This is a genomic window from Shewanella sp. SM55 (assembly GCF_025654025.1).
In the GTDB taxonomy this organism is placed as follows: domain Bacteria; phylum Pseudomonadota; class Gammaproteobacteria; order Enterobacterales; family Shewanellaceae; genus Shewanella; species Shewanella oncorhynchi.
Map to the genome: position 1 here is coordinate 253,295 of NZ_JAKKRS010000003.1, position 25,602 is coordinate 278,896.

22 protein-coding genes are annotated in these 25,602 nt (G+C 44.9%); 9 read left to right on the forward strand and 13 right to left on the reverse strand.

Annotation, left to right across the window (positions count from 1 at the left end; genetic code table 11):
* Positions 1-63: 63 nt before the first annotated feature.
* Positions 64-603 (reverse strand): PH domain-containing protein, encoded by a 540-nt coding sequence (locus L5L91_RS06490; protein WP_263169422.1) that lies wholly within the window; start codon positions 601-603, stop codon positions 64-66.
* Positions 604-845: 242 nt separating this feature from the next.
* Between L5L91_RS06490 and L5L91_RS06495 the strand changes: the two genes are divergently transcribed.
* Positions 846-3,431, forward strand: a complete 2,586-nt coding sequence (locus L5L91_RS06495; protein ID WP_198571880.1) for a TonB-dependent receptor — start codon at positions 846-848, stop codon at positions 3,429-3,431.
* 105 nt (positions 3,432-3,536) lie between these two features.
* Here L5L91_RS06495 and L5L91_RS06500 read toward each other — a convergent pair whose 3' ends face one another.
* From L5L91_RS06500 to L5L91_RS06520, 5 genes are all read right to left on the reverse strand, one after another.
* Positions 3,537-4,037 (reverse strand): DUF4447 family protein, encoded by a 501-nt coding sequence (locus L5L91_RS06500; protein ID WP_198571879.1) that lies wholly within the window; start codon positions 4,035-4,037, stop codon positions 3,537-3,539.
* Positions 4,038-4,067: 30 nt separating this feature from the next.
* Complete coding sequence (locus tag L5L91_RS06505) at positions 4,068-4,475, reverse strand: SMI1/KNR4 family protein (protein ID WP_113939053.1); 408 nt, start codon at positions 4,473-4,475, stop codon at positions 4,068-4,070.
* A 171-nt stretch (positions 4,476-4,646) separates the two neighbouring features.
* Entirely contained in the window at positions 4,647-5,432 is a 786-nt protein-coding gene (locus L5L91_RS06510; RefSeq protein ID WP_263235938.1) for a RelA/SpoT domain-containing protein, read from the reverse strand.
* A gap of 217 nt (positions 5,433-5,649) precedes the next feature.
* Entirely contained in the window at positions 5,650-7,734 is a 2,085-nt protein-coding gene (locus L5L91_RS06515) for a M13 family metallopeptidase (protein ID WP_263235939.1), read from the reverse strand.
* Positions 7,735-7,995: 261 nt separating this feature from the next.
* Complete coding sequence (locus L5L91_RS06520) at positions 7,996-8,550, reverse strand: sugar O-acetyltransferase (protein WP_263235940.1); 555 nt, start codon at positions 8,548-8,550, stop codon at positions 7,996-7,998.
* A 77-nt stretch (positions 8,551-8,627) separates the two neighbouring features.
* On the opposite strand from L5L91_RS06520, the gene rsuA reads away from it, so the two are divergent.
* Positions 8,628-9,380 (forward strand): 16S rRNA pseudouridine(516) synthase RsuA, encoded by a 753-nt coding sequence (gene rsuA / locus L5L91_RS06525; protein WP_263236004.1) that lies wholly within the window; start codon positions 8,628-8,630, stop codon positions 9,378-9,380.
* 74 nt (positions 9,381-9,454) lie between these two features.
* On the opposite strand, the gene L5L91_RS06530 is transcribed toward rsuA, so the two are convergent.
* The 3 genes from L5L91_RS06530 to L5L91_RS06540 are packed head-to-tail and all read right to left on the reverse strand — an operon-like array spanning position 9,455 to position 11,525.
* The gene (locus tag L5L91_RS06530) at positions 9,455-10,411 is read right to left on the reverse strand and encodes a DUF4097 family beta strand repeat-containing protein (protein ID WP_263139596.1); all 957 of its coding nucleotides are present in this window, start codon (positions 10,409-10,411) and stop codon (positions 9,455-9,457) included.
* The gene (locus L5L91_RS06535) at positions 10,408-10,992 is read right to left on the reverse strand and encodes an anti-sigma factor (RefSeq protein WP_263139594.1); all 585 of its coding nucleotides are present in this window, start codon (positions 10,990-10,992) and stop codon (positions 10,408-10,410) included. Before L5L91_RS06535 ends, L5L91_RS06530 begins: the two co-directional genes overlap by 4 nt.
* Entirely contained in the window at positions 10,992-11,525 is a 534-nt protein-coding gene (locus tag L5L91_RS06540) for an RNA polymerase sigma factor (protein WP_219253939.1), read from the reverse strand. Before L5L91_RS06540 ends, L5L91_RS06535 begins: the two co-directional genes overlap by 1 nt.
* A 439-nt stretch (positions 11,526-11,964) precedes the next feature.
* Here L5L91_RS06540 and L5L91_RS06545 point away from each other — a divergent pair, with 439 nt between their 5' ends.
* On the forward strand, positions 11,965-13,827 hold the full coding sequence (locus L5L91_RS06545; protein ID WP_263161504.1) for a methyl-accepting chemotaxis protein: 1,863 nt from the start codon (positions 11,965-11,967) through the stop codon (positions 13,825-13,827).
* A 198-nt stretch (positions 13,828-14,025) separates the two neighbouring features.
* On the opposite strand, the gene L5L91_RS06550 is transcribed toward L5L91_RS06545, so the two are convergent.
* The 3 genes from L5L91_RS06550 to lolB all read right to left on the reverse strand — a co-directional run bounded on the left by L5L91_RS06550 (position 14,026) and on the right by lolB (position 16,586).
* Entirely contained in the window at positions 14,026-14,973 is a 948-nt protein-coding gene (locus L5L91_RS06550) for a ribose-phosphate pyrophosphokinase (protein WP_006080255.1), read from the reverse strand.
* A 112-nt stretch (positions 14,974-15,085) separates the two neighbouring features.
* On the reverse strand, positions 15,086-15,940 hold the full coding sequence (gene ispE / locus L5L91_RS06555) for a 4-(cytidine 5'-diphospho)-2-C-methyl-D-erythritol kinase (RefSeq protein ID WP_198571871.1): 855 nt from the start codon (positions 15,938-15,940) through the stop codon (positions 15,086-15,088).
* A 1-nt stretch (position 15,941) separates the two neighbouring features.
* The gene (lolB, locus tag L5L91_RS06560) at positions 15,942-16,586 is read right to left on the reverse strand and encodes a lipoprotein insertase outer membrane protein LolB (RefSeq protein WP_113939046.1); all 645 of its coding nucleotides are present in this window, start codon (positions 16,584-16,586) and stop codon (positions 15,942-15,944) included.
* Positions 16,587-16,839: 253 nt separating this feature from the next.
* On the opposite strand from lolB, the gene hemA reads away from it, so the two are divergent.
* From hemA to prmC, 3 genes are read left to right on the forward strand one after another with little or no spacing between them, the layout of a single operon-like run.
* Positions 16,840-18,090 (forward strand): glutamyl-tRNA reductase, encoded by a 1,251-nt coding sequence (gene hemA, locus L5L91_RS06565; protein WP_028761678.1) that lies wholly within the window; start codon positions 16,840-16,842, stop codon positions 18,088-18,090.
* Positions 18,091-18,104: 14 nt separating this feature from the next.
* Positions 18,105-19,196 (forward strand): peptide chain release factor 1, encoded by a 1,092-nt coding sequence (gene prfA, locus L5L91_RS06570; protein WP_131523734.1) that lies wholly within the window; start codon positions 18,105-18,107, stop codon positions 19,194-19,196.
* 2 nt (positions 19,197-19,198) lie between these two features.
* Entirely contained in the window at positions 19,199-20,047 is an 849-nt protein-coding gene (gene prmC / locus L5L91_RS06575) for a peptide chain release factor N(5)-glutamine methyltransferase (RefSeq protein WP_198571870.1), read from the forward strand.
* A gap of 367 nt (positions 20,048-20,414) precedes the next feature.
* Here the strand turns inward: prmC and L5L91_RS06580 are convergent, their stop codons facing one another.
* Positions 20,415-20,966: a porin family protein gene (locus tag L5L91_RS06580; RefSeq protein WP_263235942.1), complete on the reverse strand. Its 552-nt coding sequence runs from the start codon at positions 20,964-20,966 to the stop codon at positions 20,415-20,417.
* Positions 20,967-21,591: 625 nt separating this feature from the next.
* Here L5L91_RS06580 and L5L91_RS06585 point away from each other — a divergent pair.
* The 3 genes from L5L91_RS06585 (at position 21,592) to L5L91_RS06595 (ending at position 25,516) form a co-directional block, all read left to right on the forward strand.
* On the forward strand, positions 21,592-22,449 hold the full coding sequence (locus L5L91_RS06585) for a pirin family protein (protein ID WP_263235944.1): 858 nt from the start codon (positions 21,592-21,594) through the stop codon (positions 22,447-22,449).
* A gap of 328 nt (positions 22,450-22,777) precedes the next feature.
* Entirely contained in the window at positions 22,778-24,154 is a 1,377-nt protein-coding gene (dbpA, locus tag L5L91_RS06590) for an ATP-dependent RNA helicase DbpA (RefSeq protein ID WP_263175849.1), read from the forward strand.
* Positions 24,155-24,442: 288 nt separating this feature from the next.
* On the forward strand, positions 24,443-25,516 hold the full coding sequence (locus L5L91_RS06595; RefSeq protein ID WP_263186800.1) for a hypothetical protein: 1,074 nt from the start codon (positions 24,443-24,445) through the stop codon (positions 25,514-25,516).
* Positions 25,517-25,602 lie beyond the last annotated feature (86 nt).

Consider the following 25,602-nt stretch of genomic DNA (forward strand, 5'->3'; position numbering starts at 1 on the left):
ACGCTAAGTGAGTGGCTCAACATTAAAGGTAAAGTGATTGAACTAAAAGTCGTTTTATTCAATTTATCTGTTTAATTTTTGGCTGAGTAAAGTTTCAATGCGTTTTAAGCTTGCAGCCATTTCGACTACGATTTGTAACAGCGTATTATCTGGCTGTGCCGATGGGCTTATTGGGTGCAAGGGCTGGGTAAGCCGTTCTTTTTGTTCTAATACGCGGGCTCTAAATCGAGGCGCATCGACTATGCCGACTAAGCTTATCAATGCGCCTGCGCCCGATTGCCCTGCGGTTTCTACCGTGAGTTTATGCAGACCAAATAGGCGCATAATTGGGCCTTGGATCAATGCCATATCGGTAATTTTGTCCAAAGGCACTGTGTTTTCAGTACGAGTTAATATGCCCCTTCTGACAATAAGTTTATTGCTGGTGAGCTGCGCACTCATATTGCGAATATAGCGGCGAGTCCCCCAGAGCCCGATTGGAAACCAAAGTAATAACAAGGGAATACCTATTATGCTTAGGCTGAAATAGGCGGCGCCTGAAAGCAACCAATACCAACCTAAATGGGTTTCAAACTCTGCTTGATAAATAATCTTGTCTTCCATCTTTCTTCCTTAAATTCTGATATTCAAATACTGCGACTTGTCTTGTAGGTTGAATTTTTAGTGCCTAGACGTTCTTTGATTCTCGTATGAGGAAAATACACTGCCTCAAATGTAACAAAAGTTTAACTTTTATTTCTCTGCCATTGACTTTGGTTTGTAACTCATTACCTTATATGTTGTTAATTTAGGGTTTTCTTATTGTTAAAATAATTTTAATGAGATAAATAAAACAAGGGAAATGTATGAACAGACCTCAGATTCTACCCAGTGCTTGTGCAATCGCAATTGCTATGGCATATGCGCCAACAGTGGCCCATGCTGCCGATAAAGGTGCAGAAAAAGTTGAACGTATTGAAGTAACGGGTTCCCGTATTAAACGTACCGATATTGAAGGCCCTTCCCCTATTCAATCGATCAGTAAAGACGATATTGCCAATATGGGATTTGATAACCTGCAGCAATTACTTGAACGCATGCCTGCCAATGGTGCTGGCGCGTTTTCTACCCGAGGAAACAGCCAAGATTCAACCGCCAACGGCGGCGCATCTATCAGTCTACGTGGTTTAGGCCCAGACGCGACCTTAGTGTTAATTAACGGTCGTCGTGTTGCGGCGAGTGCTTTTGCTGAAGGTATCACTAATTCCTTTGTTGATATCAATAATATTCCGGTATCAGCTATTGAACGTATCGACATACTGAAGGACGGTGCATCGGCTATTTATGGTTCTGATGCGATCGCGGGTGTGGTTAACATTGTTCTGAAAAAAGATATTGAAGGCATTGAGGTCAATCTTGGCTACGGTGATGCTTCAGGCACTGGCTACGATGAAACTACAGCGAATATGGTGTGGGGGATGAAGTCCGATAAGGGTAGCGCATCGGTTATCCTCGACTATTTCAAAAATGATACTTTAGCTGCGACTGATTTAGGACGTTTTGGTGTTTCAAATCAATCACCTTATGGTGGTGAAGATTTTCGTTCTTCCCGTGGCTTTCCTGGGTATTTCTATGTTGATGGTGTTAAAACTATCGACCCTGCTTGTCCTGCTGATAGTGCAACCGCGAGTGGAAGTTGTTTATTTGAGTACGGCTCATACAATTTTGTTGCGCCGGCTGCGGAGCGCGTAGGGGCTATTGGCCAATTTGACTATCATTTTAATGATGATTTAACAGCATTTTTAGAGTTAGCGGCGCAGCACAATACCTCAATCGCAGGGGGAGCACCGACACCACTTGACGAGGATGCTGGTTTAACTGTACCTGGATCTCACCCGAATAATCCTTGGGGGAAAGATATTGAAATTGGTCGCTTCCGTACGGTTGATGCGGGCGCACGACGTTGGGATATTGAATCCGATAGTTTACGTTTAGTTGCTGGTTTACGCGGTGTAGTAAAAGAGTGGGATTGGGAAGCTTCTGTTCAAAAAGGTCGCAGTGAGTCGACTCAAACGGGTGATCGCAGCCAAGGCTGGGTAAGAACAGATTATTTGCAACGTGAAATTGATGCGGGTCGTTACAATCCTTTCGGCGGCACGATGAACTCACAAGAGGTCATTGACGCTATTACCACCAGTTTAGTACGCCAAGGTTTGTCAAACATGACATCTTATGCGGCTAACATATCTGGTCAAGCATTTACCTTGGCCGGTCGTGACATCATGATGGCAGCGGGAGCTGAATATCGCGAAGAAGATGTCAGTGATGTGCCCGATGAGCAATTCCAACGTGGATTGATTTTTGGTACTGAAGCTGTCTCTGCGGCGGCATCCCGTGAGCAATATGCCGCTTATATGGAATTATCTATTCCAGTCACGGATAACTTCGAGTTGCAACTCGCTGGTCGATATGATCATTACAGCGATTTTGGTTCAACGACTAACCCTAAAGTCGCCTTTCAATGGGGAGTGACTGATGAGTTAACGGCGCGCGCGTCTTGGTCTACAGGCTTTCGTGCCCCCTCGTTAGCGCAGATAGGTCTTGGTCCATCTCGCGAAAGTAGTTTCTTTGTCGATACTTACCGTTGCGCTGCCGATAATGTTGATTGTGAAGCCTTAGATTACAACACTGAATTTGAAGGTAACTCTGAGCTGGATGCTGAAGAATCCGAAACTTGGAACGTCGGTATGATCTGGGCGCCGAGTCAGACGTTTGATGTGGGTTTTGATATCTTTAGCATCACGCAAGACAACAAAATTGATAAACAGCCATTAGGCGATATCTATACTGCAAATTGTAACGATCAAAATAGCACTGTGTGCGAGCGCTTAACGCCACAGCTAGGTCAAACTTTAGGACCGATCAGTATTATCCATTCAAGCTTTATCAACTTAAGCTCTCAAGATGTACAAGGGATGGATGTCTCTAGTCATTATGGTTTTGAGTTAGATAGCTATGGGGATTTGAAGTTTGGCTTAGAGTACAGCTACTTACATAATTTTGAGAAAGATGGTCTGGATTACACGGGTGAGTATAAGTTTCCTCAACATCGCTGGTTACTCACCACTAACTGGACTATGGATAATTTTGCCGCCAATATTAATTTGAGTTACATCGGTGAATTTGAAGATACCCCAGATATCAATTTCGATGGTGTACTTGATTTTGAAAGTAATAAGTCTCGTATGATCGACTCTCAATTATTGGTCGACATGTCTGGTACTTATCGCTTCAATGAAATGTTCAAGCTGACACTAGGCGTGAACAACGTATTTGATGAAGAGCCACCATTTGCTATCGGTGACGGTGATACGGATCTCTACGGCTATGTTATTTCAGTACATAATCCTATGGGCCGCTACATTTACACTAAATTCACGATGAACTTCTAACTACCGCTTAGCGTCATTTATGATGGGTGGCGTGATCTCTAATAAAAAAGGCCAATAATGATATTGGCCTTTATTTTTATAGGGTTAAACTTGTGACGGTTGAGTTTATAACTGAGTCGCTGCCCACTTTGCGCGACTTTCGCGGCTTTCACTCATTTTGGTTGGTTCACGGAAGGCTTTGTAGGCCTCCACGTCGAGAGCCACTAGGCTGACGTCGACTTCTAGGACCAGTTTGCACTCTTTCTTAATGCGCCAAGCGGCCGTGTTGTACAGCTCAGTAAAAGGCAGTGAACTTAAGAATTCGGGGTTGTATTGTGTGTAAACCGCTTGAGTGGGGTAGACCACGAAGGCTAAGTGACGCTTAGGTTCTTTCTTAAATAGTTCTTCGATACCATCGCAGGTGTTGAGCACTTGCATCTCAATGATGTCATCAATATCAAGCAGTTTCTTTTGCGCCAGCTCAGGTGCCAGTTGTTCACCGCTTTCCCAGGCGAGTACATCGGCTTCGCTATGGTTAGTCAGAGCACCAACTTGAGCCGCGCTTAAGCTGAGTGACTGGCGTAAGTAGCTCATTTCGATGGCATTCAAGCCAATGTTCTTAGACATAATCGTGTTCTCGATGCAATAAAAGTAAAATTAGTATTTGATCTTTAACCAGATTTCTTCAACCCATTCCCAAAACGACTCCCAATAGATATCGGTAAAGTCGCCGTTTTTCCAGAAATGTACTTGACCATCTTGGTCGATACAGTAAAAAGCGTCACCTTGCTGACAAATGGCAATCATGTCCCTTGGCATACCGATGGACCAAGCATAGCAAGTCACTTCGGGCAGGTAGGTGTGCGAGTAGGGATCCGATGCAGTTACTGGCTCTATCGTGCCGTAAATCACATCACTGGCATACAGCAGGTATTCTTTTAGCTCCCTTGGCAATGAAATCAGGATTTGCTCTTCGACTTCGACGAGCTGCTCAAATGTGGGTAATTCGAGTGGTACAGGAACAGTTTCGCTGCGTTCTTGGAGTTGCTCAATAATGTCGTGCATGGCATTTCCTGCTGATAGGGCTATGGCGCGGGATTATATACTCAAATGGCACTTTGATGCGAGAGAGTGCTTTTTTACACCTTATTAAGATGATGTTTCAGGCGTTGTAAAATATAAAAAAAGGCGCTGGTAGCTTTACAGATAACCAGCGCAAGAGTGGAAGCTTTTTAGTTAAGCGACTGATGCTCTTAATAAACTGGCTTCATCAACCCGTTTATAGTTAAGCCATGCCTTGTGGTACAACTTATGTGATTCTTGACGTAATTGGGCAATCTGCGCGAGTTCAAACTCACTTAGTGAACGTTGTTGTTTACGAGCATTGGCCTCAATCCTCTGTACTTTTTCATATACCTTGTGTTCAGGACCATTTTTGATATCAGCGATATCCTGTAGGTGTAATTGCACTTCAGCAATCATGCCTGATTGGGGTAAGCGTACCAGTAGATTGAGATCGCGATAGCCGGAGGCTTTAGGTTCAGCAAAGCGGTTTTTTTGTTTCACAACTTGGGTGTGCTCATTCAAAGTTTGGTAGGCCTGCATCAGATCTTGAATGCTGTCGGTCACAATACTTGCCCTTGCAAGGTCGGTAATTTGGCTGGCATCACCGTTAAATTTTGTGGCCACTTTATCGGCTGCTCTTTGGTAACTCTTTACTGGCGGAACAATCACTTGTGCCTGTGAATAATGGGCAATTTTGGTGAGTAATTGGGCGAGTTCAGCTTGTGCATCATAGGCTTGGTGATGGAGCGCGGATAAGTCATTCGAGGATTGATGAGGCGCATCGAAGGTCTGACTGCTGAGTGCATATAGACCTTGTAGGTCATGGCTTGATGCCTGTCTTGCACTGTAATTACCACGTTCTGCTTTACTGTCACTGATGTCGAGAGGACTTGCTACACCAGCGCGGCTCGATAATAAGAGTAGAAAAATAAAAAAGGTACGAAATAACTTAGTCATGCGGCCTACTTCCTTATGGGTGAGTTATTCAGGTCACGCATCCACCATAGGCTTCTATTGCTTAATTAAAGCTGAACCAACCATGAAGACTTGTTCATCTTGCGCATGGGTTCACATTCATAACTCAGTGGTTTAAGGAAATAAAAATGGCGCCACCTGTAACAGTGAGCGCCATTGTTGGCCAGCTTATGCCGCTGAACAGTGATTTAAATTTGGCTTACCAAATTTTTACGCGTTTCTCTGGTGCGATATACATGGCATCGCCAGGTTTTACATCATACGTAGTGTAGAACTCAGGCATGTTAGATAGTGCACCCAGTGCGCGGAATTCCGCAGGTGAGTGTGGATCGGTCGCTACGCGGTTACGCATGGCTTCTTCTTTGGCTTTTGCGCGCCAAATTTGCGTGAAGCCGATGAAGAAACGTTGATCGCCCGTTAAGCCATCGATAACAGGTGCATCTTTACCGTTAAGCGATTTCTTATAAGCACGATAAGCGATAGTCACACCTGACAAGTCACCAATGTTTTCGCCTAAGGTTAAGCTGCCGTTGACATGCAGATCATCAAACACTGCGTAACCATCGTACTGTGCGATTAGCGCTTTGCCGCGAGCAGAGAACTCTTTCAAGTCTTGCTCTGTCCACCAATCACGCATGTTGCCTTCGCCATCGAATTTAGCGCCTTGGTCGTCAAAACCATGGCCCATTTCGTGGCCGATTACCGCACCAATACCACCGTAGTTGACTGCATCGTCAGCCGCCAAATTGAAGAAGGGTGGTTGCAGAATGGCAGCAGGGAACACGATTTCATTCATGGTTGGGTTGTAGTAAGCGTTAACCGTTTGTGGCGTCATGTGCCATTCGTCTTTATCGATTGGCGCGCCCAGTTTGGCTAATGATTTAGCATGTTCAACTTCGCTGGCACGCATAGCGTTACCGACTAAGTCGTCTGCCTTGATGGTCAGCTTACTGTAATCTTCCCATTTGTTCGGGTAACCGATTTTCGGGTTGAATTTTGCTAATTTATCCGCAGCAGCCACTTTAGTGCTGTCGCTCATCCAAGTTAATTCTTTGATGCTGTCGCCGTAAGCACCACGCAGGTTTTCAACCAGTGCTTGCATACGGTCTTTGGCTTCTGGAGTGAAGTGACGTTTGACATACACTTTACCCACAACTTCACCAAGAACGCCATTGACGGCTGCAACGCCACGCTTCCAACGAGGTTCTTGTTCTTCTTGACCATTCAAGGTTTTAGAGAAGAAAGCGAAGTTTTCATTGTCTAACGCTTCGCTCAGATTGCTCGCCGCGTGCGTCAGCACTTGCCATTGCATATAGGTTTTCCAAGTGGCTAACTCAGTCGTTTTTAAAACTTCGTTTAACCCTTGGATATAGCTAGGTTGGTTAACTATGATATCGGTTTGCTTGTCAGCGCCAAGAGCTGCTAAGTAGCCAGCCCAATCGATATCTGGTGCCAGTGTTGGCAGATCTTTGACTTGATATAGATTGTAGGTTTTAGTGCTGTCGCGATTTTCAACCACATCCCAATGCTTGGCAGCAATCGCCGTTTCTAAGGTTAAAATCGCTTCAGCACTGGCTTTAGGGTTAGCAAGACCCGCAAGGGTAAACATTTTTTCGATATGGGCGACATATGCCTTACGGATATTAACGAAGCGTTCTGATTCGTTAAAGTAGTAGTCTTTCTCTGGCAGGCTTAGGCCATATTGATAGAGATGCGTTGCGTAACGGCTAGAGTTTTTCGCATCGATATCGATATAAAATGCTATTGGGGTACCCGCGCCAGCGATTTGGCTGTGGGCGAAGTACTTCACTAATTCATTCTTATCTTTTAAGGCATTAATAGCATCAAATTCGCCTTGGATTGGTGTGACTCCCAGTTTATTGAGTGTCTCAGTATCCATAAATGAACGATATAAATCGGCCACCTTTTGCTCGTCTGTACCAACGACGAGATTGGGCGTTGCAGCCACTTCTTCGATAATGGCTTTTACGTCGTCACGTGATTTTTCACGTAAATCGTAGAAAGCGCCAATGCTAGTGCGATCGGCTGGGATCTCAGTGTTTTTTAGCCAAGTGCCGTTAACGTATTTATAGAAATCGTCTTGTGGACGAATCGCTTTATCAAAATTAGCAAATTCAATTCCAGAACCTAGTGCTTGAGTCACTGCCGCTGCGGTGGCTGTTTTAGCAGTTTCAGGTGCTTTAACTTCGGCAGCCTTGTCATTACAGGCAGTCAAGCCTGCGATAAGTGAGGCACACAGTCCCCCAATGAGTACTTTTCTCATGTTGTTTCCTTCGAGTTTATTATTGTGCCCATTATTGGGGCTGTTATTTTGGCAAAATGGGATTGCTTCAGGCGCAATGAACTATGTTAATGCCTTACTAGGAATCGAAACAAGGTCATTACAGTGTTTATCGTGGATTTATCTTGAGTGATATGTAACTAAAGGTTACCAGTGAGCATATTTAAGTCAGTCGCTGCAAAGTTACCGTATGCAGGCCTTTTCAGGTAAGTGAGCACTTCGATTTATCATTTTAAAATAGGGTTAATTCAGTTGCCTAATTCGTTTTGCAGGGTTACCTGCAACCACTGTTTTGGTTGCGACATTTTTAGTCACTACGGCGCCAGCACCGATGACGGCATCATCACCAATATTGATTCCTGGCATTATGATTGCGCCGCCGCCAATCCATACCCGTTTACCGATGTGAATCGCTTTAGCGGTTTCCAAACCTGAGCAACGTAGCTCGGCATCAAGTGGGTGACTTGAGGTATAAAACTGTACATTGGGGCCAATCATAGTCTGTTCATCAATAAAAATGGGGGCATTATCCTGTAAGGTGACATTGATATTGATGAACACTCTGTCAGCAAGAGTGAGATTGATGCCATAACTGATAAAAATCGGCGTGGAGATAGTTGCGGCTAGCGATTTAAGGGGCATAAGTTGTTGGCAGAGTTGGGCGTACTCAGTACTATTTTGAGCAATCGTTTGATTTAATTGTCGATTCAATCGCTGCTGTTGTGCTCTTAAACTTAAGAGTTCGCTGTCAAGACAATCATATTCTTGGCCTGTGATCATCTTTTGGAATTCAGTCATAGCATCTTTCCCTATGGTGATTACTGTCAATGTGTAAGGGCTAAATAGAAACACAGCTCGTGTTGAGCAGCAATTCTTTGCCCTTTGAACGGGTCGGCTTCATAATACGGCAGTTTTCTTTATTGAAGTTGAGTATTAACGTGCGTTTAGACAAATTTATCTGTGAGAGTACCTCATTGACTCGCTCATTAGCGAAAAAAGCCCTGCATCGCGGTGATATTACTTGTGATGGCTTAGTCGTTAAAGACTCGGGTTTTAAAGTGACTGAAGGTATGTGTGTTTGCCTTGAAGGCGAGCCGATTGTCTTAGTGGGCGAGCGTTATTTAATGCTTAACAAACCGGTAGACACTATTTGCTCGACGATAGATGAAACCTACCCTTCGGTATTGAGCTTAGTGGATGTACCTAAGCCAGAAACTCTGCACATTGCTGGTCGTTTAGATGCCGATACTACAGGGCTAGTGTTGATTACCAGTGATGGTCAATGGTCGCATAAGATCACCTCACCGAAGAAAGAATGCGGCAAACGCTATTTAGTGAAACTCGCTGAGCCTGTGGATGATCGTTTGATTGCGGTATTTGCCGCTGGCGTTGAATTGCGCGGTGAAGATGGTCTAACTAAGCCGGCGTTACTGGAGATTATTGATCCACAATTAGTGCGATTAACCATCACCGAAGGTAAGTATCATCAAGTGAAGCGTATGTTTGCCGCTGTGGGCAATCATGTGCAAGGGTTGCATCGTGAAAGTGTAGGGCAAATTGAATTAGACCCCACCTTAGCACTGGGTGAATGGCGATATTTGACGGCTGAAGAGATAGCTTCAGTCTGATGAGTTTGATGTAAAAAATGCCGCCCGAGTTTTACTTTGGCGGCATTTTTATTTGTGCTAAATAGCTTTTATTATTACTGTTTCTTTAAAATCAGATTACCGCTGATGGTATTCATCTTCACGTTGGCTGCACCAGAGCCTGTTTGGAATGATAACTCTGTGCTTGGTACATATTTTTGTTTTTGCGGTACATCTTGGGTTAAACCGTTGTTGATTTTTCCACCAGGACCACCATCTAAGTTGAAGCTGGCATCGGGAACATCATTAAAGATCACGGTAATATCGCCACTCACACTTTCTAAATTCGCTTTGTTGAAGTTTTTAGCGAGTGACACTTGTGAATCTCCGCTGACGGTTCTGAGCTCGATTTCCTTGGTGACACTAAAGTTAGCATTCACTTCACCTGAGACTTGTTCAATCGTGACTTTTTCTGCTTGAGTGTGGCTTTTTAAGTCACCGCTAACGAGGCGATAATTCATTTCTCCTTTACTGTCAGTGTCCTGAATCGTGCCGGATACGGTTTCTAATTTGATTTTTCCATCAAGAGCTTTGGTCGTGATATCACCAGAGACTGTATGTAACTCAGGTTTACCACTTAAGTTGTTGGCGTTGATATTGCCGCTTACCGTATTCAAATCTAGTTCACCTTGAGTTTCGGCAACTTGCAGATTGGCAGATATGGTATCTGCACTGAGTTTAACCGTTTTTGGGACTTTAATGGTGAGCTGTGATCCTTTGTCATTATTGCCATTATAGTGGCGAGGCATCTTGTCTTCGATATTGAGACTATTTCCCTGTTGCTCAAACACAAAGCCTTCGCTCAATTCATCTAATGTGCCAGTGACACTCACTTCACTCTTATCCCATGTTTGAATGGTCACATCACCGCGTTGGACTTTGATCTGCAGTTGAGTGTCGCTGCTGACACTTAACTGTTTATCAACGCTTTGTGCTGCTAACACATTGCCCATTAAGCCTAAACAGAGTGTCGAAACCAATAGGCTAGCTTTAGTGAGATTGAGGTTACTCATAGGGTGTTTCCTTGTGTCGAGTTTCTAATGGGTAATTTTTGGCCCTGTTGTAATAGGTCGAGCTCACGCTGCTGCACCCAAAGCCACAGTTGCCAAAGTTGTTTATCGGTTGGATTCGCTTGTAAAGCTTGGTAAATCTGTGTTGCCGCGAGCCTTAGCTCAGTTAAACCTTGCTCAACGGGTGCGCTGAAGCTGCTCGTTTGCCACATTAGCGCATTTGGCGCCTGTTCTAGGTTGTCCACTTGCGCTTGGTGTGATGTTGCAATTTGGGTGAGTAATAAATGTAAGGCCACATCCTCTGGTTGCTCTGGCATAGCTTGGTTCTGGGCAAGCTCTGTCTGCTGCATTATGAATGAGTTGAAATAGGGCAATTGGGTATATCCCAATGCCGCTAGAATAATAAACGAAGCCGCTATCGCCCAAGCGTGACTCTTCTGGGATTTGTACGTTTGGGGTATCAGCGTTTTATCCATGCGTTTTTCAATGCCTTGCCACAGATCATGTGTAGGCGACATCTCTTTGGGCGCGCTATTAATCAATTGCTCAAGCTGTTGTTCACGGGAACGCGGCGTTAACGTCATTACAGCATCTCCTGTAGTAGTTGCTTAGCTCTATGGTATTGGGTCTTACTGGTGCCGACGGCAATGCCAAGTAAGTCAGCGATTTCATCATGTTGATAACCTTCGATTGCACAGAGTACGAAAACCATGCGAGCGCGTTCTGGCAGTTTGAAAATTAACTTATCTAATCCGCTATAGCTGCTATCAGAGCTTAAGGGTTCAGTTTCATGTTCCAGCGGAATAAATCGTGACCAAAAGGACTTTTGTTTACGAATGCTGCTCAATGCCTGATTGACACAAATACTGTGTAACCAAGTGGAAAACTGACTCTCACCTCGAAATTGTGGCAACTTCTGCCACACTAAAATAAAACACTCTTGGGTAATTTCTTCAGCCATAGCGCTATGGCCGCAAAGGCGCAGTGATAGGGCGTAAATACGTTTGTAATGGCTTTGATAAAGCAACTTGAAGGCAGTTCTGTCTCCTTGGCTCGCTAAGGTGACCAGTTCAAAGTCAGACATTGAGCCATTGAGTGGGAGGATCCCTGCTGTCACTGTAATTTCCTGCCATAATGATTGAGTGTTGTAGTTTTGACGCAGTGGGCGCTACAAAAGGTTTGGAACCTTAAAAAATATATTTTATTTAGATCAATTATCCAGCGTAACATTTTTGTGATTTGTAGTAGAATCCGCCCGGAAAAGTACTGCTAAGCTAATGAAGTAATTCATTTTATATCAATTGATATTATGACACTTACATCTGCTTTGAGACGGTATATTTAACGTAATTAAAACGAAATACTTTGTAGTAACGGTAGGGTATCACCCTGAAGAACTAAGTTAAAAATAATGCGCTACTCACAGTATGGGAGCTTAAATCGACAAGCTATCAAAGTATTTGATGTGAACTTTTAATGTATTGCTATGTTTGCGCTGTTAAAGGCTTAATTTCCAGCTATCTTTTTAAGATAGATTACATATTCGGGGACTTTCTATGTTTATCCGCTCAAAGTTGTTACTCAGTGCTGCAGTGTCTATTTCGGCACTAATTGCCATGTTTGGATTACAACTCTATTCAAATTCGGTGAAATCGGAACTTTCTAACGCGGCTCAAAGTGTGCTTGATTTAGAGCGCGACGTCTTAATTTTGCGTAAAAATGAAAAGGACTTTTTCGCTCGCAAGGATTTGAAATATGTCGAGCTGCATAAGCAAAGCCACATGGCAATCGACAGTATTGTCCCTGAGTTAGAGAAAGTCTTTAAAGAATATGGGGTGTCGACTGCCTCACTTGAAAGTTTTGACCGTAATTTAAATCAGTATCAAGCCGCTTTTTCTGAAGTGGTGCAGCTACAACAAGAGATTGGCTTAACACCTAAAACAGGTTTGTACGGTACGTTACGAGCTGCGGTGCATAACGTTGAAACGCTACTCAAGGAATTTGATCAGCCCGCACTCGAAGCCGCAATGCTGCAACTTAGGCGTAACGAAAAGGATTTTATGCTGCGTCGTGAGCTAAGTTATGTCGAAACCTTCGATATTAATATTGGTAAGTTTAATGACAAGCTTCATGCCTCGAGTATCGATATTGATACTCAACGAAAAATTGAAGAGCTTATTACTCAGTATCATAAAGATTTTAAAAGCTTAATTAATAAAGAGCAGCAACTCGGTTTGACAGAGAAGGATGGCACTATGGCGCGAGTTTTAGCTGCAAACCAGCAAACTGAGAGCAGTACGAGTGACTTGAAAAACTTGGCTCTTAAGGCGATTGATGATGCTGAGAGTCGTAGCGTTAATGTCGGTATTACTGTGTTTATCTTTATTGCGTTACTACTATCAATCATTACCTACTTGATTATCCGCAGTATTATCGCGCCTGTTGAGCGTATCACGCAGATCATTTCTCGCATCGAGGTGAGTAAAGATCTGACATTGAGGTGCGATGCCTCCACCCAAGATGAACTTGGTGAAATTGCACAGCATTTCAATAGCATGGTGAGTAGCTTCCAACAGCTGATTGAGCAAGTGATTGAGTCGGTCGCAACGATTAACACTTCCTGTAAACGTGTTTCAGAAAATGCCATGCTCGCCTCCGAAGGTGTGGGCCAACAACTTAATGAGACCGACATGGTCGCAACAGCAATCACTGAGATGGGCGCAACGATTGAGGAAATCGCTAAAACAACCGAATTGGCGGCATCAAAAGCGGGTCAGACCCACGATAATGCCCAAAGTGGTCAATTAGAGGTTGAGCAAACGATACATAAAATCCAGTCACTTGCTGAGCAGTTGAATAGCTCAGCAGCGGTCGTTAATGAATTGGAACGTGACAGCGAGACTATCGGTAGCGTATTAGATGTGATCCGCGGCATTGCTGAGCAGACCAATCTTTTAGCCTTGAACGCCGCGATTGAAGCGGCGCGTGCGGGTGAGCAGGGCCGTGGTTTTGCTGTGGTTGCCGATGAAGTACGTAACTTAGCGATGCGGACGCAATCGTCAACCCAAGAGATTGCTAACATCATTCAAACCCTGCAGACGCGTACCCGATCGATTGTGCAATTGATGGAATCTAGCCAAAAACAAGGCGTTGAAAGCGCTGAACAAGCGGCAAGTGCTGGCGCTTTATTGAAGCTTATCAATAACGACGTGCGTAATATTATGGACATGAGCACTCAAATTGCGGCGGCTATTGAAGAGCAAAGTATGGTGGCGGCTGAAGTGAACAAGAACGTGGTGGTGATCCGCGATATCGCTGAGGAGTCATCCCATGCGGCAGATGCAAATGCGTCGGCATCGGATGAGCTGAAAGCGCAGGCTGAATTCTTATTCCGTGCGGTGAGTAATTTTAAAATCTAATGCGTAGAAGCCAGTTTACATCTGATGATCAGAAGCTGGCTTAAAAAATACACTAACAAAAACGCACTCCGAGGAGTGCGTTTTTATGTCTGAGTGATGAGCTCTGCAAGCTTAGTGATTCGTTAAAACAGTAAGCTGTGCATTGGAACCGCTCAGATTAGTCAGAACGTTCAGTGACTATGATGAGTGACCGAACTATTAGTGACGGAACATGGCAGAAATAGACTCTTCGTTGCTTACGCGACGAATTGCCTCAGCCAGTACCGCAGACATAGTTAACTGAGTCACTTTAGCCACTTTCAACATTTCTGGGCTTAAAGGAACTGTGTCAGTCACAATCACTTCATCAATCACAGAGTTAGCGATATTTTCAGCCGCTTTGCCAGAGAAGACTGGGTGAGTTGCGTAAGCAAATACGCGGTTCGCACCATGTTCTTTTAAGGCTTCAGCCGCTTTACACAGAGTGCCGCCTGTGTCGATCATATCGTCAACGATAATGCAGTCACGACCTTGAACATCACCAATGATGTGCATAACTTGCGCAACGTTCGCTTGTGGGCGACGTTTATCAATGATCGCTAAATCAGAATCATCCAACAGTTTTGCTACTGCGCGAGCGCGAACAACACCACCGATGTCTGGAGAAACAACGACTGGATTATCTAAGTTCTTCGCTAACATATCTTCTAGCAGCACTGGGCTACCAAATACGTTATCAACAGGAACGTCGAAGAAACCTTGGATTTGCTCAGCGTGCAGGTCACAGGTCAGAACGCGGTCAACACCCACGCTAGACAGGAAATCGGCAACCACTTTTGCAGTAATAGGTACACGGGCGCTACGAACGCGACGGTCTTGACGAGCATAACCAAAGTAAGGAATAACCGCTGTGATACGGCCAGCAGATGCACGGCGCAGCGCGTCAACCATCACGATGAGTTCCATCAGGTTGTCGTTTGTCGGCGCACAAGTGGATTGGATGATGAACACATCGGCTCCACGTACATTTTCGTTAATTTGGACACTGATTTCACCATCGCTGAAACGACCAACCACTGCGTCTCCGAGTTTGCAAAATAGACGATCGGCTATCTTTTTAGCGAGACTGGGGGTGGCGTTCCCAGCAAAGAGCTTGATGTCGGGCACTGTATGAACCTCAGGCGTTTGCTTTATATTTTAGTGGCTAGAGTAACGACGATGTAGGGACGGGAGGAACCCGAGGCGTTATCGTTAAGTGGTTACTCTAGAAGAAAGTAGTTTAAGGGTGACTGAGTCGCGTGATGAGCGGCGAAAGATTCATCCCTTGTGCAACAAATCCTTGCATTTCAGACGGTAATTTCGCCAAGGCTGCGAGAGCTTGTTGCTTTTGTGTGAATTCCCCGAACACGCATGCGCCTGTTCCTGTCATTCTCGACGGCGCATATTCTAGCAGCCAGCCTAATGCCTTGGCAACTTGAGGGTATTTAGAAACGACTAGTTTTTGACAATCATTTGCCCAAGGTTGGTTCATTAAGGTATCTATGGCCAGTTTCGGGGTATCACGTGGTAAAAGTGGATCTTGGAATACTTCAGCGGTGGATACATGGGCATCGGGTGCGATGATTAAGTACCAAGGCTCACTCGGATTTACCGCTTGTAAGCGTTCACCTACACCTTCGGCAAAAGCGGCGAAACCATGAATAAAAACAGGAATATCGGCACCAAGTTTAAGGCCGATTTTAGCCAGTTCTTCGGTCGATAATTGGGTGTTCCATAATGTGTTCAGTGCCACTAAGGTGGTGGCAGCATCTGACGAGCCGCCACCTAAACCTCCGCCCATGGGTAGACGTTTATCCAACCAGATTTCGGCGCCGCCACTAAAGCCTGTGGTTTGTTGTAATGATTTTGCGGCTCGCAGAATTAAGTTATCGCTATCGGCGACAACATTAGAGATATTGGAGTGCAAAATCAGTTCTGCGGTTTCAGTGACCTTAAAATCGAGCATGTCACAGTAATCAATAAACTGAAACAAGGTTTGCAGTTCATGATAACCATCTGCGCGGCGACCATTCACGTGTAAGAATAAGTTAAGCTTTGCTGGTGCTGGCCAATGGCGTGAAATTGCTGCGGGCATGCTAAGGTTTCTCTTCGAGTATGATTGCAGGCTTGCCGAGGGCTTGCCATTGATTCAATTGCAATTTGAGTTGTAAGTCACCACGCTCAAGCTTTAATTGATGGGGCACGTTGGCGCCGCTCTGGGATTGCCAACTTAAAAATGTGACCTGCCAAGGCGGTGGGGTTTGAGTGTTCGTGAGCTGTTTGGGTTTGCCTTGGCTATCGCTTTCCAGTACTTGGTCATTCGGGCCAACTTGGCCGGTGATCCATAAAGGTAAATCGGCCAAGGGGATGGACCAACCGCTGACGCGCTCGAGTAAACGCTGGGCATTATCGTCGCGAAAATCTTTGCCATCGATATGTAAATGGGCAGAGTTTGAGGTTGAATTAAGCGTCAACACCGTTGTACCTAGCATAGTCGTGAGTGTGAGTTCATCGCGATCTTCACTGTGGCGCCAGTAGATATTGGCACTGAGTTTATCGTCGGGAGTTTTTATCGCTAGTTTTCCCTGTAATTCCCAAGCTTTGGCTTGGCGCGCATCATTGACTGTGATTGGGCTTAAGTCAGTCATCGGCGGCAAAGTTTCACACCCCGCCAGTAAGAGTAGGGCGCTTAAGGTAAAACAAGAGAAAATGGTTTTTGTGAGGCGCTTCAAATTATTCATCTATGACTGATATACCAAAGTCCTTATGATACGAGGGCTTGGAAAGAATACCAATGCCAAACGTAAAATTTCCATCGGCGGTCACTTAGATTTGCTCCCTTGGGGCAAATTTTGCCTTACCTATTATTGATAGAAAATTTAGGTAAGAAGTTAGACCTTTATTCGGTTTTGTTAAGCGTATTCTGTTTTTAGTTGGGCCAATTCAGTAGAATGCCCTTATTAAGAGAGTCGCCAAGAATCTAGAAAGAGTCAGATGAGCCTTGTAGCAATCGGTATTAACCATAAAACAGCCACGGTAGACCTGCGTGAGAAAGTCGCCTTCTCTCCGGACAAAATTCATGACGCTATGAAGAGTCTGGCCAGTCGTACACGCTCGGGTGAAGCCGTTATTGTCTCGACCTGTAATCGCACTGAGTTGTATTGCAACAACGGCGATGAGGCCGACATTATTGCGTGGCTTGAAGAATATCACGGCCTAGATCATGAGGATGTAGCACCTTGTCTCTATAACTATCATGGTCAAGATGCCGTCAGGCATTTGATGCGCGTAGCCTCTGGGCTCGATTCTTTGATCCTTGGTGAGCCGCAGATTCTCGGTCAAGTAAAGCAAGCGTTTGTTAAGGCTAAAGAGGCTGGTACGGTTGCGCTAACCATAGATAGACTCTTTCAGAATACTTTTTCAGTCGCTAAGAAAGTCCGCACTGACACTGAAATTGGCGCCGCCGCAGTTTCAGTGGCATTTGCCGCGGTAAGCATGGCGAAACATATTTTCTCATCGATATCGACCACTAAAGTGCTGTTAATTGGTGCGGGTGAAACCATAGAACTGGTTGCGAAGCATCTTAAAGACAACGGCGTGGCTTCAATGGTCGTAGCAAATCGAACGTTAGAACGTGCCCAAGGCATGTGTGAGGAGTTTGGCGCAACAGCAATTACACTGGCGCAGATACCAGATTATCTCCCAAAAGCCGATATCGTGATATCCTCTACCGCCAGCCCTCTGCCTATCCTAGGTAAAGGCATGGTCGAAAAAGCGCTAAAGCAGCGTCGCCATCAACCTATGTTATTGGTTGATATAGCAGTTCCCCGGGATATTGAGCCGGAAGTCGCCGATTTGGATGACGCGTTTCTGTATACAGTGGACGACCTGCATAGCATTATTGAACAGAATATGGCTTCTCGAAAAGAAGCCGCCGAGCAAGCTGAAGTAATTACTGAAGAACAATCTTTCCTATTTATGGATTGGATCCGTTCTTTAGAGTCGGTCGACAGTATTCGCGAGTATCGCAGCCAGAGCATGGCGGTAAAAGATGAGTTAGTGGAACGCGCCCTGAATAAATTAGCCCAGGGTTCAGACACTGAGCAGGTATTGATTGAACTAGCCAATCGCCTGACCAATAAACTTATCCACGCACCGACACAGGCCCTCACGGCAGCGAGTCGTCAGGGGGATTTGAATACTCTCGGTCAGTTAAGATCAGCGCTTGGATTAGATAAAAACTAAGGTTAGCGAGTTAAATGAAGGAATCCGTTATCCGCAAGCTGGAAGGCTTGCTCGAGCGCAATGAAGAAGTCATGGCTTTGCTGGGTGATGCTAGCGTCATTTCTGATCAAGACAGGTTTCGTGCGTTATCGAAAGAATACGCCCAGTTAGAAGACGTTGTTGCTGGCTTTAAAGCCTATCAGCAAGCGCAGGCCGATCTCGATTCTGCCAAAGAAATGCTGGAAGAAGACGATGCTGAAATGCGTGAAATGGCGCAGGAAGAGATGAAAGCCGCTAAGGCCAAACTCGAGCAGCTCGAAGACGAATTGCAAATTCTATTATTGCCAAAAGATCCTGACGACGATAAAAATGCCTTCGTTGAGATCCGCGCTGGTGCAGGCGGTGACGAAGCGGCTATTTTTGCCGGTGATTTATTCCGCATGTACAGCCGTTATGCTGAAGCGAATCGCTGGCAGATTGAAATCATGAGCTGTAACGAAGGTGAACATGGTGGCTTTAAAGAAGTGATCATGAAGGTCAGCGGTGACGGCGTATACGGCAAACTTAAGTTTGAATCCGGCGGCCACCGTGTACAGCGTGTGCCAGAAACCGAATCCCAAGGACGTGTGCATACTTCAGCGGTTACTGTTGTGGTACTTCACGAAGTGCCTGAAGCGGAAGCGATTTCAATCAATCCAGCCGATCTGAAAGTTGATACTTATCGTTCATCGGGTGCGGGTGGTCAGCACGTTAACAAAACTGACTCAGCTATTCGAATCACCCATATTCCTACTGGGATCGTGGTGGAATGCCAAGATCAACGTTCGCAGCATAAGAACCGTGCCCAAGCTATGAGTGTACTGGCCGCACGTATTCAAGCTGTTGAAGACGAAAAACGCCGTAGCGCTGAAGAATCGACCCGTCGTAGTCTGGTTGCTAGTGGCGATCGCTCCGAACGTGTACGTACTTATAACTTCCCGCAAGGCCGCGTGAGCGAACACCGCATCAACTTGACCTTATATCGCTTGAACGAAGTAATGGAAGGCGATCTCGATGCTATTTTATTGCCTCTGATGCAAGAGCATCAAGCCGATCAGTTAGCCGCACTGGCTGACGAGCAGGGGTAATTTTGTCAGATCAATCTAGCATAGCCGAAGCCCTGCAATGGGCTTATGTGCAGTTAGCATCAACCTCTGAATCCGCTCATTTGGATGCAGAGGTTTTGTTGTTATATTGCCTCAATAAAAGCCGAAGCTATTTGTATACTTGGCCTGAAAAATCCCTAACGGTTGAACAGTGGAAACGCTTCCAGCAAATGGTACAGAAACGCCAAAAAGGCGTACCTGTGGCACATATTGTCGGTGAGCGCGAATTTTGGTCGTTGCCTTTTATCGTCAACGACACCACTTTGATCCCGCGTCCTGATACGGAAATTCTGGTTGAAACCGCCTTGAACATGCCGCTTTCCACCTACGCCAAAGTGCTCGATTTAGGCACAGGCACTGGGGCGATTGCGCTGGCGTTGGCGTCTGAGCGTGAGTCATGGCAAATCACCGCGGTCGATAAAGTCGATGATGCCGTGGCTTTGGCTATCGCGAACCGCGAGAACTTAAAGCTGCCACAGGTCGAAATTCTCCAGAGTGACTGGTTCAGTGCCGTAAAGTCACGGGACTTTGATTTAATCGTTTCAAATCCGCCCTATATTGATGAATCAGACGAACACTTGCACCAAGGTGACGTGCGTTTCGAGCCCCAAAGCGCGTTAACCGCCGCCGAGGAAGGCTTTGCCGATCTTTATTATATTGCCAACACTGCCCGAGATTACTTAAAGCCTAACGGCTATATCCTGCTCGAACATGGTTTTGAGCAAGCTGTAAAACTCAGAGCTAAGCTTATCGAACTCGGCTACGAGAATGTCGCCACAGTGCGAGACTTTGGCAGTAATGATAGATGCACTATGGGCAAATGGGCGGAGTAAGTTACTAAAAATAAATTCGATGACCCAGAGAATAATGATGAGACTTTAGACTTATTAACTTGTCATCTTAAATATAACGCTATTGCCAATCTGCAATAGCGTTTTTTATGTGTAGGTATTTTCTTAAAATAGTGTCTTCAGTGAATATAAGATGACTATTCTTAGGAGATATAGTTATAGGATATAGTTTAATCAGCTGTGGAATGGGAAGTTTTTCTTCAGCATTTGCTATAAATTTTATATAGCGTTAATAGAAATAACGTAATTAATTATGATGAAAATGGATTTTTTCTAGAATTCTAAATTAAATTTTTATTGGAAACATAATGCCAGTATTTACTGGCATTAAGGTTTTAAATTTATAGCCTTAGAAGCTGTAGCCTATTCCTACAGTGAAGCTCGTCATTTCAAATACTCCAGAATCCTGGTAGGCTAATGTTGTCATAATTTCGAAGCCATTATAAAAACGACAACGCCAACCTAATGCGGCATATAAGCCATATCCATCGTCTGAATACTCATCTATAGTAATAACATCATCACCACTATTTCCGTAGTCATTCAATTGATAATTAGCTTTAGATTGAGATAATCCGGCCTTAAATATCGCATTATGTCTTGCTGATATTTGGTATGTATATGTGCCAGCAAGCCGAGAGGAATAAGAGTTCTCCAATATGTAATCGTCAAAAACACCATGTATTGCTGCGGTAAAAGGCTCACTTTGAAATGGTGTGTAACCTACTTCAACTCCCCAATCTGGGGTGAATTGATAGCGATAGGCAAAGTCATAATGGGTAATCCCCCCATAGTCTTCTGTTGAGCCTAAACCCAAGCCTGCAGAGAAACCATGGGTTTCGTCTGCGCTAGATGCTGTAGTGGAAATGAGTAAAGCTAAAAGTATAAATAAGCGTTTCATTGTACTTCCTGTAATCACATTAATCCATGAACTCTAAAAGTAATAGATTTGGTTGCTAATTGTAAATTTTTTGATTTTTATTTATTTCGTATGGTCTCCCGATAAGTGGGCAGATGTCAGTAAGCTTATATTGAAACAAATGTAATAATTTATTATTTCTTATTAGACTTCAGTAATTCGCTATGTATTTTACTTGGTAAACAGTGATTATTGTTAAATCCTCATTGTTTCTAAATGAACTAAATTAGATTTTTATAGTATGTTTTGTGTTGGTTGTATTCGTATACAGTGTGCGGAAATACATTTTTAATGAATGGGAGTTATTTCATTCAGATTTAAGGTTTGATTTTTATGTTAACGCTATTTTTGATAGCCACGAGTTCAAATCCGAAGTGCGAGATTTGGCAACTAAACCACTACTTTATTATCCAGTTAGAACACTAGGTTACTCGCTCCTTCCTGCATACCGTTCTATTTTTTCGAATGTTTAGGCCGTGATTTCGCGTTATTCTTTTGTAAACTTCCTTGTTATTCTGCCTGCATCAGCAAAGCGTTTGCGTCTTGTGTTAGCTGTACGGTCTTGGCGTTTCACGTATCGCTTTGCTCAACCGATAGGAGAGCAGCAATGAAAGTATTTAGTCAGTTTTCCGCCAAAGCCGCGATGGATGGCGATGGGGTCAATATTCGCCGTGTCGCCGATTTTGTGACGACTAAATTTGATCCTTTCTTGATGATCGACGAAATAAAATCCGATGATGAACAAGATTTTATTGGTGGCTTCCCCGCACATCCTCATCGCGGGATGGAGACCTTCACTTACATTCGTAAGGGCGGTTTTGAGCACCGTGACCAAATGGGTAATGTGAAGGCGATTTGTGCCGGCGATGTGCAGTGGATGAGTACCGGGTTCGGTGTAGTGCATTCTGAAATGCCACTTGCCGATGCTGTCGATGGTCTGCATGGATTCCAAATTTGGGTCAATATGCCCGCCAAAGACAAGTTGCGTCCAGCGAAGTATCAAGATACCGCGGGTAGCGCGAGCGTTGAAGTGACCAGTAACACTGGCGCTAGCTTAAAAGCCTTAGCGGGTGATTGGGGCTTTAAAGATCAACCGCTTATTAGTGCGACCATCCAAGGATTAGCGGGCGAAGCAGCCATTGCCGATCTGAGCCTAGCACCAAATGCTGAGGCCACGCTTGATTTGTCTCAACACGAGTTTGTCGCCTTGTACTTGTACCAAGGTGACTTAAGTAAAGGTGAAGACTCACAGTGGTCATATCATCAGGGCGAGTTTTTAGTGCTCGATAGCCAAAGTGTGCTTAAGTTTAAAGCCGATGAGCGCGGCGCTGGGATGTTACTGTTTGCGGGTAAACCTATCCGTGAAAAAATCGTCCAAATGGGTCCCTTTGTGATGAACACCCAAGCAGAAATTCAGCAGGCGATCCGCGATTATCAAGAAGGGCGTTTCGGCCACATCGCGTAATTTGTTAAATCTGCCACGCTGAGCTAATTCTAAATCCAAGCCTAAGCCCTGAATTCCTACAGGGCTTTTTTTGTTGCTGTTTACGTCTGCTATGTCTATTGCTTAAGGACTTGAGGCAAAAGCCGCGCTTTGTTGCTACAATAGCCGTGCTTTTGGGTTGAGCGAGCCTAGAGCTTAAATCTAAACTCAAGCTAGCCTAAAACTAACCTGAATCTTGATAGACCAGTTTAATCGATAAGTAACGCAATTTCAGTAACCTAGCAGCCGCTTCGTTACCCACCACAGGATATTCACCTTGAGCAACTCTGATACTAAGCCTAATCCATCAATGGCTTTTTCGACTCTTAAGCTAAAACCCGAACTGCTTGAGAACCTTTCTTCTATGGGCTACAACGAGATGACGCCAATTCAGGCGCAAAGTTTGCCACCCATTTTAGCGGGGCAGGATGTGATAGGTCAGGGTAAAACTGGCTCGGGTAAAACGGCCGCCTTTGGCTTAGGGTTACTGAACAAGTTAGACGTTAAACGCTTTCGCATTCAAACCTTAGTGTTATGCCCAACCCGCGAGTTGGCCGACCAAGTGGCGCAGGAAATCCGTACCCTTGCCCGTGGTATTCATAACGTTAAAGTACTGACACTTTGCGGCGGCGTGCCTATGGGGCCACAAGTCGGCTCGCTGGAACACGGCGCGCACATTATCGTGGGAACGCCGGGTCGTATTGTCGATCACTTAGATCGTAACCGCTTAGATTTAAGCAATCTCAACATGTTAGTGCTCGATGAAGCCGATCGCATGTTAGAAATGGGCTTCCAACCCGCCCTTGATGCGATTATCGAGCAAGCGCCACGTGAGCGTCAGACGTTGCTATTTAGCGCGACGTTCCCTGAGCAAATTCAATCGATTGCTAAGCAAATCATGTATGACCCAAGCATGGTTAAAGTTGAAGGTCATCACGACAGCTTGAGCATAGCCCAACATTTCTATCATTTAGATGATGACAAGGCGCGTATGCAAGCGCTGCAATTATTGTTGTTAGAACATAAGCCTGAAAGCGCAGTGGTGTTTTGTAACACAAAACGTGAAACCCAAAAAGTGGCCGATGAGCTTGAAGGTTTAGGCTTTAGCGTATTGGCTTTGCACGGTGATTTAGAGCAAAGAGACAGGGACGAAACCCTGTTGCAATTTGCTAATAAGAGTGCCTGTGTATTAGTGGCGACTGACGTTGCCGCCCGTGGTTTAGATATCGATGCGCTGGATGCCGTGTTTAACTATCACGTCGCCTACGACACCGAAGTCCACATTCACCGTATCGGTCGTACTGGCCGTGCGGGCAGTAAAGGCGCCGCTTATACCTTCTATAACGACCAAGACGGTTACAAGATTGCCTTGTTAGAAGAGTATTTAGAGCGCGAAATTACCAGCGAATCACTGCCATCAGAAAGCCTGCTCGGCAACACGCCTGCAGCGCCAACCATGATCACTTTGCAGATCGATGGCGGTAAGAAAGAAAAACTGCGTCCAGGGGATATCTTAGGCGCGCTGACAGGCGAAAACGGTATCGAAGGCTCGCAGGTGGGTAAAATCCAAGTGACCGATTACCGCGCCTATGTGGCCGTTAATCGTAAGGTTGCCAAGAAAGCGCTGAACAAAATTACTGGCGGCCGCATTAAAGGTAAATCTTACCGCGCTTGGCCAATGAAGTAAGCTTGGCCTAGCTTGAGTTGAATCGTACCTCGATTTAATTCACTTCACTTTTAAAGGGAATAAACTCAGGTTTATTCCCTTTTTTGTTGGGTTTTATAGCGGTAGTCACTACACCTTTGTGTCTACTTCACCTCGAATCTTATTGGGCGATTAAGTAACACTTTGTATTTGTCTGCTTAATTGATATGCCCCTCAGCTTGCCTGTGTTAGAAGTGATTCTGAGTAAAAAATAAATGAGCGGATTAACGGCTTTGTCAGGTGATAAGGCTGCATCGGTTTGGAGTATTTATGTTTCGATGGACTATTTTACTAAGCATCTTTTTAAGCGCAGCGAGCGTTGCATCAATTCAGCCAGAGCCGCAACCTGAGTCTAAGTCAGAGTCGCAACCGTTACACCACTTCATCTACATTAACCATCGTGAGGCCAACGGAGAAAACATTCGTGCCGACAAGGCGCTGCGCGATCCCCGTTTTGGCGGTGCGCAGATTGTTTATACTTGGCGCTGTTTAGAGCCTAAGCAGGGCGAATATGATTTCAGCGCGATTAGGGCCGATATTGCATATCTCGATTCGATAGGCAAAAAATTGTGGATCCAGCTGCAAGAGAAATCCTTTACGCCCAGAGTCAATGTGCCGCGTTATTTGCTCGATGATCCTATTTATCAAGGCGGTGTGTTGAAGCAAAGCATGTTGAGTGCACCAGAGCGTGATCCCAATAAACTGGTGACGGATGATGAGTATGGCTGGTCAGCCAAAATGTGGGAGCCCTCAGTGCGTGCGCGTTATCAGCAATTGGTGCGCCAGCTAGGCCAAGAGTTTGATGGGAAAATTGCGGGCATTAACTTTAGTGAAAGCTCAATTGATGTGGGGACTGAAAACGCCGATGGAACGACTACCTTCCCCAGTGATTTTAATCCTAAAGCCTATATCGATGCGATTGGCGAGAATATGCAGGTATTAGCTGAGTCATTTCAGCATTCAACCGCTATGGTGTATTTGAACTTTTTGCCAGACGAATGGCTGCCATGGAATGACAAAGGCTATATGCGAGGCTTATTTGCGCAAGCCAAATCGCTCAACATGGGTGTGGGTGGCCCAGATCTGATGCCTTACCGTAAAAGTCATATGGCACAAAGTTATGCCTTTATTCAAGAGTACCCAGCGACACTGGTGAAAGGTATGGCGGTGCAAGACGGTAATTTACGGCAGATTAATCCTAAAACGGGTAAAAAGAATACTGTGCCTGAGCTGTTGGATTTTGCGCAAAATTACCTAGGCTTAGACTACATTTTTTGGGTTGAAGATGAACCCTATTTTACGGATGAAGTCCTGCAGCAGTTGCCAGATACAAAGGCGAATTAGCTTAGGTTGCCGTTTTAGGCTGTTGTTTAAGGCAGTGATTGTTCAAGCCGATTATTGTTCAAAGCGTAGATAACGAGCTAAGTATC